Annotated in this window: 16 protein-coding genes; 7 read left to right on the forward strand and 9 right to left on the reverse strand. The window is 64.3% G+C overall.

Annotation, left to right across the window (positions count from 1 at the left end):
* Nucleotide 1 precedes the first annotated feature (1 nt).
* Nucleotides 2-1,285 carry an SAM-dependent methyltransferase gene (locus tag AOA14_RS14890; protein ID WP_062902363.1) on the forward strand — a complete coding sequence of 428 codons (1,284 nt, stop codon included), beginning with the start codon at nt 2-4 and terminating at the stop codon, nt 1,283-1,285.
* A 30-nt stretch (nt 1,286-1,315) separates the two neighbouring features.
* Nucleotides 1,316-2,491 (forward strand): serine hydrolase domain-containing protein, encoded by a 1,176-nt coding sequence (locus AOA14_RS14895; RefSeq protein ID WP_062902364.1) that lies wholly within the window; start codon nt 1,316-1,318, stop codon nt 2,489-2,491.
* Between the two features lie 31 nt (nt 2,492-2,522).
* On the opposite strand, the gene AOA14_RS14900 is transcribed toward AOA14_RS14895, so the two are convergent.
* The 3 genes from AOA14_RS14900 to purF are packed head-to-tail and all read right to left on the reverse strand — an operon-like array spanning nt 2,523 to nt 5,170.
* Nucleotides 2,523-2,915 carry a hypothetical protein gene (locus tag AOA14_RS14900; RefSeq protein WP_062764789.1) on the reverse strand — a complete coding sequence of 131 codons (393 nt, stop codon included), beginning with the start codon at nt 2,913-2,915 and terminating at the stop codon, nt 2,523-2,525.
* Nucleotides 2,916-2,973: 58 nt separating this feature from the next.
* Entirely contained in the window at nt 2,974-3,702 is a 729-nt protein-coding gene (locus AOA14_RS14905; RefSeq protein ID WP_062765134.1) for an SDR family NAD(P)-dependent oxidoreductase, read from the reverse strand.
* A gap of 10 nt (nt 3,703-3,712) precedes the next feature.
* Complete coding sequence (gene purF, locus AOA14_RS14910; RefSeq protein ID WP_062764792.1) at nt 3,713-5,170, reverse strand: amidophosphoribosyltransferase; 1,458 nt, start codon at nt 5,168-5,170, stop codon at nt 3,713-3,715.
* Nucleotides 5,171-5,314: 144 nt separating this feature from the next.
* Here purF and hisI point away from each other — a divergent pair, with 144 nt between their 5' ends.
* The 5 genes from hisI (at nt 5,315) to AOA14_RS14935 (ending at nt 10,136) form a co-directional block, all read left to right on the forward strand.
* Nucleotides 5,315-5,689, forward strand: a complete 375-nt coding sequence (hisI, locus tag AOA14_RS14915) for a phosphoribosyl-AMP cyclohydrolase (protein WP_062902365.1) — start codon at nt 5,315-5,317, stop codon at nt 5,687-5,689.
* The gene (locus AOA14_RS14920) at nt 5,682-6,230 is read left to right on the forward strand and encodes a hypothetical protein (RefSeq protein WP_062902366.1); all 549 of its coding nucleotides are present in this window, start codon (nt 5,682-5,684) and stop codon (nt 6,228-6,230) included. The genes hisI and AOA14_RS14920 overlap by 8 nt, the downstream gene beginning before the upstream one ends.
* Before the next feature lie 63 nt (nt 6,231-6,293).
* A complete protein-coding gene (locus tag AOA14_RS14925) occupies nt 6,294-6,725 on the forward strand; it encodes a MerR family transcriptional regulator (protein WP_003051357.1) in 432 nt (143 codons plus the stop codon).
* Between the two features lie 68 nt (nt 6,726-6,793).
* The gene (locus tag AOA14_RS14930; RefSeq protein ID WP_062902367.1) at nt 6,794-8,596 is read left to right on the forward strand and encodes an acyl-CoA dehydrogenase C-terminal domain-containing protein; all 1,803 of its coding nucleotides are present in this window, start codon (nt 6,794-6,796) and stop codon (nt 8,594-8,596) included.
* A 46-nt stretch (nt 8,597-8,642) separates the two neighbouring features.
* Nucleotides 8,643-10,136, forward strand: coding sequence for a phospholipase D-like domain-containing protein (locus AOA14_RS14935; protein ID WP_062902368.1), 1,494 nt, complete (start codon nt 8,643-8,645; stop codon nt 10,134-10,136).
* Nucleotides 10,137-10,146: 10 nt separating this feature from the next.
* Here the strand turns inward: AOA14_RS14935 and AOA14_RS14940 are convergent, their stop codons facing one another.
* The 6 genes from AOA14_RS14940 to AOA14_RS14965 form a co-directional block, all read right to left on the reverse strand.
* Nucleotides 10,147-10,998: an HpcH/HpaI aldolase/citrate lyase family protein gene (locus tag AOA14_RS14940; protein ID WP_062902369.1), complete on the reverse strand. Its 852-nt coding sequence runs from the start codon at nt 10,996-10,998 to the stop codon at nt 10,147-10,149.
* Nucleotides 10,998-11,450, reverse strand: coding sequence for a MaoC family dehydratase (locus AOA14_RS14945; protein ID WP_062902370.1), 453 nt, complete (start codon nt 11,448-11,450; stop codon nt 10,998-11,000). The genes AOA14_RS14940 and AOA14_RS14945 overlap by 1 nt, the downstream gene beginning before the upstream one ends.
* Nucleotides 11,451-11,452: 2 nt before the next feature.
* On the reverse strand, nt 11,453-11,911 hold the full coding sequence (locus AOA14_RS14950; RefSeq protein WP_202988278.1) for a GNAT family N-acetyltransferase: 459 nt from the start codon (nt 11,909-11,911) through the stop codon (nt 11,453-11,455).
* Nucleotides 11,908-13,746, reverse strand: coding sequence for an acetyl/propionyl/methylcrotonyl-CoA carboxylase subunit alpha (locus AOA14_RS14955; RefSeq protein WP_062902371.1), 1,839 nt, complete (start codon nt 13,744-13,746; stop codon nt 11,908-11,910). The genes AOA14_RS14950 and AOA14_RS14955 overlap by 4 nt, the downstream gene beginning before the upstream one ends.
* The gene (locus AOA14_RS14960; protein ID WP_062902372.1) at nt 13,743-14,189 is read right to left on the reverse strand and encodes an endonuclease domain-containing protein; all 447 of its coding nucleotides are present in this window, start codon (nt 14,187-14,189) and stop codon (nt 13,743-13,745) included. The genes AOA14_RS14955 and AOA14_RS14960 overlap by 4 nt, the downstream gene beginning before the upstream one ends.
* Before the next feature lie 79 nt (nt 14,190-14,268).
* Nucleotides 14,269-15,867 carry a carboxyl transferase domain-containing protein gene (locus AOA14_RS14965; protein WP_062902373.1) on the reverse strand — a complete coding sequence of 533 codons (1,599 nt, stop codon included), beginning with the start codon at nt 15,865-15,867 and terminating at the stop codon, nt 14,269-14,271.
* Nucleotides 15,868-15,942: the final 75 nt, after the last annotated feature.

A 15,942-nucleotide genomic window follows, 5' to 3' on the forward strand; every position in this document is an offset into this window, starting at 1 on the left:
AATGAACACCCATGTCAGCCCCCGTCGCGGCAAAGCGCTTCTTCGCGCCGACAGGGCTTTTCGGTCGGGTGGTTTCATCGCGCGCCTCGTCGGCCGCGCCCCGTCGGCGCTGTTTCATCGCCTGCTCGACCGCATCGATGCGGGGCTGGGCAAGGGGACGCTGGAGGGACATCTGCCCGACGGCAGCGTGCGCATCCTGGGCGGACGGGGCAAGGGGCCGACCGCGATCGTTCATCTGAAAAGCTGGTCGGCGCTGGTGCGGCTCGCGATGTCGGGATCGGTCGGTTGGTACCTGGCCTGGGATCTGGGCGAATGGAGTTCGCCCGATCCGGTCCCGCTGTTCGATCTGTTCATGCGCAATGGCGAAACGCTGGGCAATGTCGCGCGCTCGCGCGGGCCGCTGCACTGGATCAATCGCGCCGCCCATATCGTCAATCGCAACAGCCGCCGCGGTTCGAAGCGCAATATTCTGGCGCATTATGATCTGGGCAATGATTTCTACCGGCTGTGGCTCGACAGCGGACTTAATTATTCGAGTGCCTTGTTCACCGACCTTAGCATGACGCTGGAAGAGGCGCAGGAGGTCAAGGTCGATGCGATCCTCGACAGGCTCGACCTGCGGTCGGGGACGCGGCTGCTCGAAATCGGCTGCGGCTGGGGCGCACTCGCCGAACGCGCGGTCGAGCGCCACGATGTTCTCTACACCGGTATCACCCTGTCGCCGTCGCAGGCGGAGGTGGCCGAGGCGCGATTGCAGGCGGTTGATCTTTCGGGGCGTTCGCGTGTCGAAATCTGCGATTATCGGGACGCCAAGGGCCCCTATGACGCGATTGCGAGCGTCGAAATGGTCGAGGCGGTGGGGCAGGCCTATTGGCCGGCCTATCTCGACGCGATCGCGCGGCTGCTCCGCCCCGGCGGCAAGGCGGCGATCCAGTATATCGCGATCAACGACGCGCTGTTCGAACGCTATGCGGCGAGCAGCGACTTCATTCAGGCCTATATTTTCCCCGGCGGTTGCCTGATTTCCGAAAGTCGCTTCCGGGCCTTGGCCGAAGCGCGCGGGCTGGCATGGGGCAATGTGCGCCACTTCGGCGGCGGCTATGCCGAGACGCTGCGCCAGTGGCGCGAACGTTTCGACGAGGCGGTGTCGGCGGGGCAACTCCCGTCGGGCTTTGACGAACGCTTCATCCGTCTGTGGCGCTATTATCTGCAATATTGCGAAGGCGGCTTTCGCGGCGGCGGGATCGACGTCGCGCAGGTCACGCTGGAAAAGATCGACGGATAGTCGACTGTAATCGAGAAGAGGGAGAGGGGAATGCGACGACGATTGGCCGCCTTGCTATTGCCCGTGGCGCTGGCCGGCCTTGCCGGAACAGCCGCGACACAGACCACCGACGCCATGCCAAAGGATCAGAATGTGCTGTTTTGGAGCCAGGATCAACGCGACGCCGCTTTCCGTACGATGGAATCGGTGCCCAAGGTCGTCGTGCACACCATTGCGGCGGGCGGCCCGGTCTATCCGCTGCCCGAAGGACAGCCGCTCGATGTCGGGGTCGACATCGACGCGCATATGGCGCGCCAGCGCAATGCGGGGCTGATCATCGTTCAGGATGGCAAGATCCGGCTCGAAAAATATGCGCTCGGCTATGGCCCTGCAGGGCGCTGGACGAGCTTTTCGGTCGCGAAGAGCTTTACCTCGACGCTCGTCGGCGCGGCGGTGAAGGACGGCTATATCAAGAGCCTCGACGACAAGGTGACGCAATATATCCCTGGACTTCGCGGTTCGGCCTATGACGACGTCAGCGTGCGCCAGCTTCTCACGATGACCTCGGGCGTGCGCTGGAATGAGGATTATACCGATCCCAAATCGGACGTGGCGCAGTTCAATCTGCAAAAGCCCATCGCGGGCGAGGATATTACCGTCAGCTATATGAAGACCTTGCCGCGCGAGGCGCCCGCGGGGTCGAAATGGGTCTACAAGACCGGCGAGACCAATTTGATCGGCGTCCTCGTGTCGAGTGCGACGGGCAAGACGCTGTCGGCCTATCTGTCCGAAAAGATATGGAAGCCGTTCGGCATGGATCAGGACGCCGTCTGGATGCTCGGCCCGACGGGGCACGAGATCAGCGGTTGCTGCGTATCGGCCAGCCTGCGCGATTATGCCCGTTTCGGTCTGTTCATTCTCGGCGGCGGCGTGGCTGGTGGGGAGAAAGTTCTGCCCGATGACTGGCTCGCCGCCGCGACGACCAAGCAGGCCGCGATCGATCAGCCGGGACGTGGCTATGGTTATCAATGGTGGACCAACGACGACGGCAGCTTCGCCGCGCAGGGCATCTTCGGGCAGGGCATCTTCATCGACCCCAAACGACGGCTGGTCATCGCATCGAACGGCAACTGGCCGACCGCGACCGACCCCGAAGGCGTGGGCGCGGCGCGCGAGGCCTTTTACAAGGCGATGCAGGCTGCGGTCGACCGGGAAAGCAGCCGCTGATTTTTTGATGCGTCTAGCGCCACAGTGCCGTTCAGACGACCGGCGTAGCGGTAGCGCGCTGAGCGAGCCAGGCGGCTACAACCGGGATCAGGACGCCCAGCGCCATCACCCACCAGGCATCAGCCAAGGTGATCGAACGATAGATGGCTGCGCCCAGAATCGCTCCGGCAACAACCCAGCCGGCGCCCGTGCCGTCCGAAATGCGCATCGCGAGCCAGCTTCCGGCGAAGGTGCCGACGAACCAGCCGACGAGCAACGCAATTGTCGCGCCGAGCGGGATCAGGATTTCGCCGGTGTCGAGGTCATAGACTTCGGGAGCGAATTCGCCGCCCGCATATTGGGCGATCCACAACAGGCCGAAGGCAACCGCAATGCCGATAACCGCCGCGACCGCGGAACGTAGAATATTGCCGCCCATTTTCATGCCCTTGCTTCTCGAAACGCTTGAGAGCGCGTGATAGCCCGGGAAAGCAAATATCGCGTTAAGCCTCTGCCATCACCTTCGGCAGCGCGTGATAGGCGGTGCTGTCGAAGCCATCGACCATCATCCGGGCGACGAATTCGCCGACGACTGCCGGATCCTTGATGCTCTGCGGGTCTTCGCCGGGATAGGCGCGTGCGCGCATCTGGGTGCGCGTGCCGCCGGGGTCGAGAATTGCGGTGCGGACGTTCGAGATATTGCGCATTTCGGCGCCATAGCTCGACACCAGCACCTCAAACGCCGCCTTCGACGCGGCGTAGGCGCCCCAATAGGCGCGCGGCGTTCGTGCAACGCCGGTCGATAGCGCGACGAGGCGCCCTGCGGGCGCGCGGCGCAGCAGCGGATCGAAATTGGCGATCAGCGCCTGCTGCGCGACAAGATTGAGCGTCAGCAGCTTGTTGAATTCCTTGCTGTCGATCGCGCCAACCGGGGTCAGCGTGCCGAGCATCGCGGCATTGAGCACGAGCATGTCGAGTTGCTGCCACCGTTCGGCGATCGCGCTCGCCAGCCGGGCGATGCTGTCGCCGTCGGTCAGGTCGAGCGGCGCAATGGTCGCGCTGCCGCCCGCATCGTGGATGCGGTCTTCCAGTTCCTCGAGCCCGCCCGCGGTGCGGGCGGTGATCACGACATGCGCGCCGCGCCGGGCGAGCGATTCGGCGATCGCAGCGCCGATGCCGCGGCTCGCGCCGGTGACGAGCGCCGTCTGTCCCGCCAGTTCTTCAGAATTCATCGTCATTTCGTCAGACAACCCGTTCGGCAAGCAGCGAAAACTGATCTTCCAGGCTGTTCTCGTCGAAATCGGTCAGCGTGGTCGGATAATCGCCCGTGAAGCAGGCGTCGCAATATTGCGGACAATCATCGGTGCGCCGCGCCTCGCCCAGCGCGCGGTACAGGCCGTCGATGGTCAGGAAGGACAGGCTGTCGGCATTAATGAAATTGGCCATCTGGCCGACCGTCATCTGCGCCGCGAGCAGCTTGGCGCGTTCGGGCGTATCGACGCCGTAGAAGCAGCTATGCGACGTCGGCGGGCTGGCGATGCGCATATGCACTTCGGCGGCCCCCGCGTCGCGCATCATCTGCACGATCTTGAGGCTGGTCGTGCCGCGCACGATCGAATCGTCGATCAGCACGATCCGCTTGCCGGCGATCAGCGCGCGATTGGCATTGTGCTTCAGCTTGACGCCGAGATGGCGAACCTTGTCGCCCGGCTGAATGAAGGTACGGCCGACATAGTGCGAACGGATGATACCGAGCTCGAAGGGAATGCCCGATTCCTGCGCATAGCCGATCGCCGCGGGGGTTCCCGAATCGGGGACCGGGATGACGAGATCGGCATCGACCGGATTTTCGCGCGCCAGTTCGGCGCCGATCGCCTTGCGCACCGAATAGACGCTGGTGCCGTCGACGATCGAATCGGGGCGCGAGAAATAGACATATTCGAAGATGCACGGCCGCGCCGCACGATCGGCGAAGGGGCGGTGCGACGAAAGCTGGCCGTCGCGGATGATGACGAGTTCGCCGGGATCGACCGAGCGGACGAATTCGGCCCCGACGACGTCGAGCGCTACAGTTTCGGACGCGAGGATGTACGCATCGCCCAGCTTGCCGATGACCAGCGGACGAATGCCGAGCGGATCGCGGCAGCCGATCATGCCTTCCGCGGTCAGGCAGATCAGCGAATAGGCGCCCTCGACCTGTTTCAGCGCGTCGATGAAGCGATCGAGCAGGGTGCGATAGTTGGACGTGGCGACGAGGTGGATGATGACCTCGGTATCGCTCGTCGACTGAAAGATCGATCCGCGGCGCACCAATATCTTGCGCAGCGCCATCGCGTTGGAAATATTGCCGTTATGCGCGACTGCAAAGCCGCCGGTGGCCAGGTCGGCGAACAGCGGCTGGACATTGCGCAGCGCCGTCTCGCCGGTGGTTGAGTAGCGGACATGGCCGATCGCCGACGCGCCCGCGAGCTGGCGGATGATGTCGTCGCGGTCGAAATTGCCCGCAACATGCCCCATCGCGCGGTGGGTATGGAAATCCTTGCCATCGAAGGCGGTGATGCCCGCGGCTTCCTGACCGCGGTGCTGCAGGGCGTGAAGCCCCAGCGCCGCGACCGCAGCGGCACTTTCGGCGCCGTGAATACCAAAGACGCCGCACTCCTCGCGGAGCTTGTCGTCGTCAAAAGGATGGGTCGTCAGCATGTCAATCCAGGGGCAGGGGGCTGGGACTGCCGCGCATATAGGAGTGCCGAACCCAAATGTCGCCCCCCATATTTGACCTTTTGATGTCAACCGGACCCGCGCGGGGGGTGACAGCCGCTCTCGACCTGCTCTAAGGCGCGGACCATGGATGCTTCGCGCGACACCACCGACCGTTTCCTGCCGCGTTTCGACGCCGCCGGGCTGGTGACCGCCATCGTGACCGACGTCGACAGCGGCGTGCTGCTGATGGTCGCGCATATGAATGCCGACGCGATCGCGCTGACGCAGGAGACGGGGCAGGCGCATTTCTGGTCGCGGTCGCGGGCCGCGCTGTGGCGCAAAGGCGAAACCTCGGGCAACGGACTGGCGGTCGTCGAAATGCGCGTCGATTGTGATCAGGATGCGCTGCTCTTGCGCGTGAAGCCCGCCGGTCCGGCCTGTCACACAGGTCGCCGATCCTGCTTTTATCGCCGGATCGAGCGGGACGGCAGCCTGACCTTCCTCGATACCGATGCCTAGCCCACGCGTCGCGGGCCTACTCGTCGCGGTTCTGCTGCTCGTCGGCGGCTGCGACCGGGCGAAGCGCGAGGGCGCCGATGCTGCGATCGATACACGCAATCCGTTGGAAATCGCCGCGCGCGAACGCGGAGTGGTACGCGCCGATGCAAGCGATCCGACCGGCCTGTTCGAACGCACGCACGAGCTTGGCCGCGATGCGATGTGCGTTGTCCCCGATGGCGCCGGGCAGTGGCGCTTTGCGGTGAGCGCGTCGTTCGGTCCCGGCCTGTCGTGCAATGCGCGCGGCACCATCGTCCGCGACGGGGATGACTGGCGGATGCGCTTCGCCGGGGTCGAGGGATGCGAGGCACTTGTCCACGAAGAGGAAGACGAACTGCGCCTGCCCGGACGCCTGCCGTCGCAATGCGACAGCCTGTGCCCGTCGCGCGCGTCGCTCTCGGGCCTGCGCCTGCCGCGCGCGAGCTGGTCGGCGGACGATGCAAAGGGCTTGCAGTTGCGCGATGGACGCGGCAATATGGTCCGGCCTTGCGGATCGCCGTAAGCGGCGCTTTTCCTTATCTCCGACGGCCTTGACGTTCACGTCAACGGAAACTAGTCTTTCGGGATGACCGAAGAATACGGCCACGCCCATATCGACACGCCCGATCATCTGGGGCGCGAGCAATATAGCATCACCGATCTGTCGACCGAATTCGGCGTCACCGCGCGCGCGCTTCGGTTCTACGAGGACGAAGGGCTGATCAGCCCCTCGCGCAAGGGGCTGTCGCGTATCTATTCGAAACGCGACCGCGCCCGGCTGGCCTGGATTCTGCGTGCCAAGCGCACCGGATTTAGCCTGGCCGACATTCGCGAGATGATCGACCTTTACGACGTCGGCGATGGCCGCAAGCTCCAGCGCCAGGTCACGGTCGAAAAATGCGAGGAGCGCATCGCGCTGCTCCAGCGTCAGCGCGATGACATCGACAGCGCCGTCGAGGAACTGACACGTTTCATCGATATGGTGAAAAAGGTCGACGCTGGCGAAAAAGTCGGCTGAGCTTCGGCAACCAGAACCTCCCCGGGCAAGTTTGATTGCCAACACCTGATTTATCGGAAAGATTTCGCATGCCTGTCTACCGCGCCCCGATCCAAGATACGCTGTTCCAGCTCAACGATGTCCTCGGCATCGATCGCTACGCCGACCTGCCGGGCTTCGCCAATGCGTCGCCCGATATGGTCGAGGCGGTGCTAACCGAGGCCGGCAAATTCTGCGAAGAGGTGCTGTTCCCGATCAACCGATCGGGCGACCTCGAAGGCTGCACGCGTCATGAAGACGGTTCGGTCACCACGCCCGAGGGGTTCAAGGAAGCGTATAAGGCCTATTGCGAGGCGGGCTGGACGCTGCTCAACCAGCCCGAAGAATTCGGCGGCCAGGGATTGCCCCATGTCCTCGGCTTTCCGGTCGAGGAATATCGCATGGCGGCGAACCAGGCCTTTGCCATGTATCCGGGGCTGACGCAGGCGGCGGTCTCGGCGTTGCTGGTCAAGGGGTCGGACGAGCAGAAGAGGCTCTATGTCCCCAAGATGGTGTCGGGCGAATGGGGCGGCACGATGAACCTGACCGAACCGCAGTGCGGCACCGATCTTGGCCTGATCCGTACCCGCGCGGTGCCGAACGGCGACGGCAGCTATTCGATCACGGGGACGAAGATTTTCATCTCGTCGGGTGAGCATGACCTCACCGACAATATTATCCATCTCGTGCTGGCAAAGACCCCTGACGCACCCGACAGCGTCAAGGGAATTTCGCTGTTCATCGTCCCCAAATATCTGGTGAACGACGACGGTTCGCTCGGTGAGCGCAACACGCTGTCGTGCGGGTCGATCGAGCACAAGATGGGCATCCACGCCAATGCGACCTGCGTCATGAACTATGACGGCGCAAAAGGCTGGATGGTTGGCGAGGAGAACAAGGGCCTTGCCGCGATGTTCGTGATGATGAACGCCGCGCGGCTCGGCGTCGGCATACAGGGGTTGGGTCAGGCCGACATAGCCTATCAGAATGCCGTCCAATATGCGCAGGACCGCCGGCAGGGCCGGGCGCTGACCGGGCCGCAGGATCCCGCCCAGAAGGCCGACCCGCTGTTCGTCCATCCAGACGTGCGCCGCATGCTGATGGATGCCAAGGCGGTGGTTGAGGGGCTGCGCGGCCTGTGTCTCTGGGGCGCGCTGCAGGTCGATCTGGCGCATGGCGCCGCGTCCGAAGAGGAGCGGCAGCAGGCCGACGATCTCGTCAGCCTGCTGACCCCGGTGATCAAGGGCTATGGCACCGACAAGGGCTATGACGTCGCGACCAACGCGCAGCAGGTGTTCGGCGGCCACGGTTACATCGAAGAGCAGGGCATGAGCCAATATGTCCGCGATGCCCGCATCACGATGATCTACGAAGGCGCCAACGGCATACAGGCGATGGACCTCGTCGGCCGCAAGCTCGCGCAGAATGGCGGCCGTGCCATCCAGGCCTTTTTCGCGATCGTCGACGCCGAATGTGCGGCGGCGAAGGACAAGCCGGCCTTCGCCGATTTTGCGGGGCAACTCGAAAAGGCCAATGGCGAACTCAAGGCCGCGACGATGTGGTTCATGGCCAATGGCATGACCAACCCCAATAATGTCGGCGCGGGCGCGCATCATTACATGCACATCATGGGTATCGTCGCGCTGGGCCTCATGTGGCTGCGCATGGCCGAAGCGGCACAGAAGGCGCTCGACGAAGGGCGCGGGAACAAGGCGTTCCTCGAAGCCAAGCTTGTTACCGCGCGTCATTTCGGCGAACGCTTCATCCCCGATGCGGGCGCGTTGCGCCGCAAGATCGAGGCCGGCAGCGAAGCGATGATGGCGCTGACGCCCGATCAATTCTTCGCCGCCTGACGTGCAGGCTCGCAACCATCGCCGCCGCCCGTGCGTGTAGGCGGCGATGAGCGAGGATGCGCTGACCCCGATCGTTGAGGAAGGCCGCAATTGCTGGCGGATCGAACGCGCCAACAAGGCGCGGATGATCGTCGATGCGGCCGACTATTACGCGCTGCTCGTCCGGCTGATGGAGCGCGCGAAAGAGCGCATCCTGCTGATCGGCTGGGATTTCGACCCGCGGATTGCCCTGACGCCCGACGATGCGGGCAAGGGCGAATCGCTGGGGCATTTTCTGCTGCGTCTGGCCCATGCGAAACCCGACCGCGATATCGACATTCTTCGCTGGAATTTCGGCGGTCTGAAACAGTTTCTCATGCCGCGCATCGTCTCGATGGTGCTGCGCTGGAAGGTGACGCGCTCGATCAGCTTCCGGCTCGACAGCGCGCACCCCACTGGATGCAGCCACCACCAGAAGGTCGCGGTGTTCGACGATCATCTGGCGGTGTGCGGCGGTATCGACGTGTCCTCGTCGCGCTGGGATACGCGGGGCCACCGCGACGGTGATCCGCGGCGCACCAATCCCGACGGCCAGCCCTATATGCCGTGGCACGATTCGACGATGATCCTGGCCGGGCCGGTGGGCGAAGCGCTTGCCGATCTGGGCAACGAACGCTGGCAGCGCGCAACGAACAAGCAATTGCGCGACGTAAAGGGCGACGGCGAAAACTGGCCCGAAAATCTCGAACCCGATTTTACGAACGTCGATGTCGCAATATCGCGCACGCGCGCCGAATATGACGGCTATCCCGAAATTCGCGAGATTGAGCAGCTCTATCTCGACATGATCGCCGCGGCGAAGCGCTTCATCTATTTCGAAAATCAATATTTTACCTCGGCCAAGATCGCAGCGGCGATTGCTGAGCGGCTGGACGAGGACGATCCGCCCGAAGTCGTCATGGTGATGCCGCGTACCGCCGACGGTTGGCTCGAACAGATGGCGATGGACGCGGCGCGCGTGAAGCTGGTGCGCGCGATCGCCAAGGCGCGGCACGGCGACCGCCTGCGCGTATATGTCCCGCACACCGCGGGCGGCGATCCGATCTATGTTCATGCAAAGACTGCGGTCGTCGACGATCGCCTGCTGCGTATCGGATCGTCGAACATGAACAATCGATCGCTGGGGCTCGACAGCGAATGCGATGTGACGATCGATGCCGCTTTGCCCGCGAACCGCGGCGTGGAGCCGACGATCCGGGCGCTGCGCGAATCGCTGATTGGCGAGCATCTGGACGTCGATCCGGCCGATGTCGGCCGCCTTTATGAAACTACGGGGTCGCTCATCGATGCCATCGAGGCGCTGCGCGGGCCGGGCCGCTCGCTCGCGTTGCTCGACCTCGTCGAGCCCGGACCGTTCGACGATTATATCGCCGAGCATGAACTGCTCGATCCCGAAAATCCCGACGCGATGTTCGAAGGGATCGCCGAGCGCGGGCTGCGCCGCAACTGGCACCGCGGCAAAGCCTGGATGAAGCGTCACCGCCCGTTCCGGCGGAGATGATAGCGCGGCGTCAGTCCGCCAGCGACAGGATATGCCGCGCCTGTTTGAGGTGCGGGGCATCGACCATTTTGCCGTCCACCTGAAGCACCCCCGAGCCCGGATTGGCGGCGAAGGCATCGACGATCGCCTGCGCACGCTGAACCTCGTCAGCCGACGGCGTGAAGGCGGCGTTGATCGGCGCGACCTGCGATGGGTGGATCGCCATCATGCCGGTAAAGCCATCGCGCCGCGCGCGCGCCGCATAGGCGGCAAGGCCCGCCTCGTCCTTGATCGCAGGAAACACCGTATCGATCGCAGCGACGCCCGCACCATGCGCGGCGAACAATGTCAGCGCGCGGGCGATCTGATAGGGTTCGGTGTAGCGCCCGTCGGCCTCGCGGCTCGTCGCCGCGCCGATGGCGGCGGGCAGATCCTCGGCGCCCCAAGTGAGGCCGACCAGCCGGGCCTTCGCCTCGCGATAGCCACCCAGCGTGAAGATCGCTGCCGGGGTTTCGGTCGCGATCGGGAGCACCGGCGGCAGCGACGCATCGGCGGCCCCCTCGCTACGAAGGATCGTATCGAGCTGAGCGATGCTCGGCGCGCCTTCGGCCTTGGGCAGCATGATCGCATCGGGGCGCCCGCCGACAATGGCAGCAACGTCGGCGGCGGTCATATGCCCGTCGAGCGGATTGACACGGACCAGCGTGAACACCTCGCGCGTTCCGGCGAGATAGGCGGCAACCGCTTCGCGCGCAGCCTCCTTGTTGGCGGGCGACACCGAATCTTCGAGGTCGAGGATGATCGCATCGGCGCCCGACGCCGCTGCTTTCGCAAAGCGTTCGGCACGGTCGCCGGGGACAAAGAGAAGGGATCGGAGGCGCATCAGACGTTCTTCCTGTTGATCAGCGCTGACCGTTCGCACTGGCAGACGATTTCGTCGCGCTGGTTGATGCAGCGATGGAGGAATGTCACGATACCCGCATTCGGTCGCGATTTCGATTCCTTGAGGCCGATCACCTCGCTCGTCGCGCGCAGCGTGTCGCCGATGAAGACCGGCTTGGGCATCACCAATTTATCATAGCCGAGGTTGGCGACGAGCGTGCCGAGCGTCGTGTCGCCGACCGACAGCCCGACCATCAGGCTGAAGGTGAAGGTGCCGTTGACGAGGATCTGCCCGAATTCCGATGCTTTTGCAGCCTCGATGTCGAGATGCAGCGGCTGCGGATTGTGCGTCATCGTCGTGAACAGCAGATTGTCCGTCTCGGTCACGGTGCGGCGGATCTCGTGCACGATCGCATCGCCGATCTGCCATTCGTCGAAAAACTTGCCTGCCATCGTCAGTCCCTCAAATGCAATTTCATGCCGACATGACTCTGCACGAAGCCGAGCCGGGCGTAGAAGCGGTGCGCGGCAGTCCGTGTCGCCGACGATGTGAGTTGGACGAGTTTGCAATCGCGCGCGCGGCACTGTTCCACCGCCCACAAGATCATCTGCTCGCCCAGCCTTTGGCCGCGCAGGTCGGCGGCAATGCGCACCGCCTCGATCAAGCCGCGCCAGCTTCCGATAAAGGAAAGCCCCGGGAGGAAACTGAGTTGCATCGTCCCGATAACGCGGCCATCGAGTTCCGCTGCAATCAGCCGCTGGTTCGGGTCGGCGTCGATTGCATCGAACGCGGCAAGGTAACGCGGGTCCGAGGGATCGGCCTCACGCGCCGGCGGAATCGTGTCCTCCGCAAGCATGCCGAGGATGGCAGGAAGATCCGCCGCCGTCGCATCGCGAAGGATCAGGCCGCTCACTCGGCGGCCTCGATCTTCGCGAGCAGTGCCTCGACCTGCACCTGCGCCCCGGCCGCAGCGTTGAGTTCGGCAACGATGCCGTCGAACGGCGCGGTCAGGCTATGCTCCATCTTCATCGCTTCGAGCGTCAGCAGCTTCTGACCCTTGGTCACCTTGTCGCCCGCGGCGACGTCGACCGCTATGATCTTGCCGGGCATCGGCGACAGGATCGCCCCGTCGCCCGCTGCGCCGCCGGCACCGCCCGCGGCGCGCCAAGGCGTAAGCTGCCACACCGCGCCGCTTTCGGCGACGAGCATGGCGGGGGCGGGCTCCTCGGCGCCGGGGCCGTGCAGCGTCACATCGACGCGCTTGCCGTCGAGCAGAAAGGGCGCGATGCGCACATCGGGCGCGTTGAGACGGAAACCCGACTGCAGCGAGCGGGGAACCATCGCCATCGCGGCATTGGTCAGCGCCTGATCCGAGGGCATCGGCTCGGCCGTCATGCTGTCGCCATCGCGGCCGATCAGCCCGGTATCGACCGTGCCTGCGACGAAATCGGAGTGATTGAGGGCGGCAATCAGGAAGGCCGAATTGGTCTTCACCGGCCAGATCGCGCTGTCCTCCAGCATTTCGGCCAGCATTTCACGGGCTTCGCTACGATCGTCGCCGTAAGCGATGACTTTGGCGATCATCGGATCGTAGAAGGGCGACACCTCCGCACCTTCGTAGACGCCGGTGTCGATGCGGCCGAGATGTTCGGGAAGCTGGAACAGTTCGAGCGTGCCGATGCTGGGCAGGAAACCCCTGGCCGGGTCTTCGGCATAGAGCCGTGCTTCCATCGCCCAACCGTTGATCGCGAGCTTGTCCTGTGCCAGCGGGATCGGTTCGCCCGACGCGACACGGAGCTGCCATTCGACCAGATCGACCCCGGTAATCTCTTCGGTTACCGGATGCTCGACCTGCAGGCGCGTGTTCATTTCCATGAACCAGATGCGGTCGGCGCGCAGGCCTTCGCTGGCGTCCGCGATGAATTCGATCGTCCCCGCACCGACGTAGTCGACGGCCTTTGCGGCGCGCACTGCGGCGGCGCACAGCTCGGCGCGCGTCGCTTCGTCCATGCCCGGGGCCGGGGCTTCCTCGATCACCTTCTGGTGGCGGCGCTGGAGCGAGCAGTCGCGCTCGAACAGATGGACGACATTGCCGTGCGTATCGCCGAACACCTGCACCTCGATATGGCGCGGGGTGAGGATATATTTCTCGATCAGCACATGATCATTGCCGAACGACGCCGCCGCCTCGCGCTGGCACGAGGCGAGCGCATCGGCGAAGTCCGCCGCAGCATCGACCTTGCGCATCCCCTTGCCGCCGCCGCCGGCGACGGCCTTGATCAGGACGGGATAGCCGATCTGCGCGGCCTGTTCGGCGAGGAAGGTCGGATCCTGATTTTCGCCCATATAGCCCGGCGTCACGGGCACGCCCGCCTCGGCCATCAGCTTCTTGGCGGCGTCTTTCAGGCCCATCGCGGTAATCGACGAAGGCTTCGGCCCTACCCAGACGAGTCCGGCATCGGCGACCGCCTGTGCGAACTCGGCGTTCTCCGAGAGGAAGCCGTAACCGGGATGGATCGCCTCGGCGCCGGTCGCTTTCGCGGCGGCGATGATCTTCTCGCCTATCAGATAGGATTCGCGCGCCGGCGACGGCCCGATATGCACGGCCTCGTCGGCCTCGCGTACATGCAAAGCCTTGGCGTCAGCGTCCGAATAGACCGCAACGGTCCGGATGCCCATTTCGCGCGCGGTGCGGATGATACGGCAGGCGATTTCGCCGCGATTGGCGATGAGGAGGGATTTGATCAAAGCCGGTCCTCCCCGAAACGGGGAGGGGGACCATCCGCGGGATGGTGGAGGGGCACAGGCGATTTGCCTTGCCGTTCTTTGATCTTCATCGCCCGTTCCTTGCAAACGTCTACTATCCGCGCCATCGCGCTCTCCAGACTCGTCATGATCACCGTTGCCGGCACGCGCAGCGTAGCGACATGCTGCGACTTCAGGAAATCCGATCGGGCGGCGTCACTCCGCGCCGCCTTCTCGCCGTCATGGGCCCGCCCATCAACCTCGATCGCCAGGCGCACCGCCGGACAATAGAAGTCCAGAATATAAATACCCGCTGGATGCTGGCGCCGAATCTTGAAGCCACCGGGTCGTTCCCGCAAAACCCGCCAGAGCATCCGTTCGGGAAGGCTCATCTCGCTGCGCAGTTTGCGGGCACGTTTCAGCGTGTCTCGGGGGCCAGTGATCACCGGGAGTGCCCCTCCACCATCCTGCGGATGGTCCCCCTCCCCGTGTCGGGGAGGATCACTATGATCCGTCGGCCCATCATCACATCCTGAACACGCCGAAGCCGCGGTCTTCAACCGGGGCGTTCAGCGTTGCAGCAAAGGCCAGCCCCAGCACATCGCGCGTCTGCGCGGGGTCGATGATGCCATCGTCCCACAGGCGCGCGGTGGCGTGATAGGGATTGCCTTCGTCCTCATATTTCTGGCGGATCGGTGCCTTGAAGGCTTCGGCCTCTTCGGGCGTCCATTTGTCGGCGTCGCGGTGGACCGTCGCCAGCACCGACGCCGCCTGTTCGCCGCCCATCACGCTGATCCGACTGTTGGGCCAGCTAAACAGGAAGCGCGGGCTATAGGCCCGCCCGCACATGCCGTAATTGCCCGCACCGAAGCTGCCGCCGATCAGCACCGTGATCTTGGGTACGGTCGCGGTCGCGACGGCCGTCACCAGCTTCGCGCCATGCTTGGCGATCCCCTCGGCCTCGTACTTCCCACCGACCATGAAGCCCGAGATATTCTGGAGGAAGAGCAGGGGGATGCGCCGCTGCTGCGCCAGCTCGATGAAATGCGCGCCCTTGACTGCGCTCTCGCTGAATAGCACGCCATTGTTGGCGAGGATCGCGACCGGAATGCCCCAGATATGCGCGAAGCCGCAGACGAGCGTGGTGCCGTAATTCGCCTTGAACTCGTGGAACTCGCTGGCATCGACGATGCGCGCAATTACCTCGTGCACATCATAGGGCGCGCGGACATCCTCGGGGATGATGCCGTAGAGCTCTTCGGCATCATATTTGGGCGGACGCGGGTCTTTCATCGCGACGTCGAAGCCATCGTCGGCCCCGAAGGTCGACACGATATCGCGCACGATGGTCAGCGCATGTTCGTCATTCTCGGCCAGATGATCGACCACGCCCGACTTCTTCGCGTGCAGGTCGCCGCCGCCCAGATCCTCGGCGCTGATCTCTTCGCCCGTCGCGGCCTTCACCAGCGGCGGGCCGGCGAGGAAGATCGTACCCTGGTTGCGCACGATCACCGTCTCGTCGGACATCGCGGGAACATAAGCACCGCCCGCGGTGCAGCTGCCCATCACGCAGGCGATCTGTGGGATGCGTTTCGCCGACATATTCGCCTGGTTGAAGAAGATGCGCCCGAAATGGTCGCGGTCGGGAAAGACCTGATCCTGATGCGGCAGGTTCGCGCCGCCGCTGTCGACAAGGTAGATGCAGGGCAGGCGGTTCGCCTCGGCAATCTCCTGCGCGCGAAGATGTTTCTTCACCGTCATCGGATAGTAGGTGCCGCCCTTCACCGTGGCGTCGTTGCACACGATCATCGTCTGCTTGCCCGACACACGGCCGATGCCGGCGATCATCCCGGCGCCCGGAACCTCGCCCTCATACATATCGCCCGCCGCGAGCTGGCCGATCTCGAGGAAGGGCGAACCCGGATCGAGCAGCCGCTCGACGCGCTCGCGCGGCAGCAGCTTGCCGCGGCTGGTATGCCGCTCGCGCGACTTTTCGTTGCCGCCGAGCGCCGCTTCGGCGACGCGGGCATAGAGCGCGTCGCGCAGGCCGCGGTTGTGCGCGGCGCGTGCCTGGGTCTGCGGATCGTCGGGATTATATTGCGTCGAAAGGACGGGGGCGCTCACGGTTCACTCTCTCCCTGAAACTGTCTGCGCCCTAGCCGGTCGCTCGTCGATTGGAAAGCACCGCAGGCCGAAAAT

Origin of the sequence: Sphingopyxis terrae subsp. terrae NBRC 15098, from assembly GCF_001610975.1 — a bacterium.
Classification (GTDB): domain Bacteria; phylum Pseudomonadota; class Alphaproteobacteria; order Sphingomonadales; family Sphingomonadaceae; genus Sphingopyxis; species Sphingopyxis terrae_A.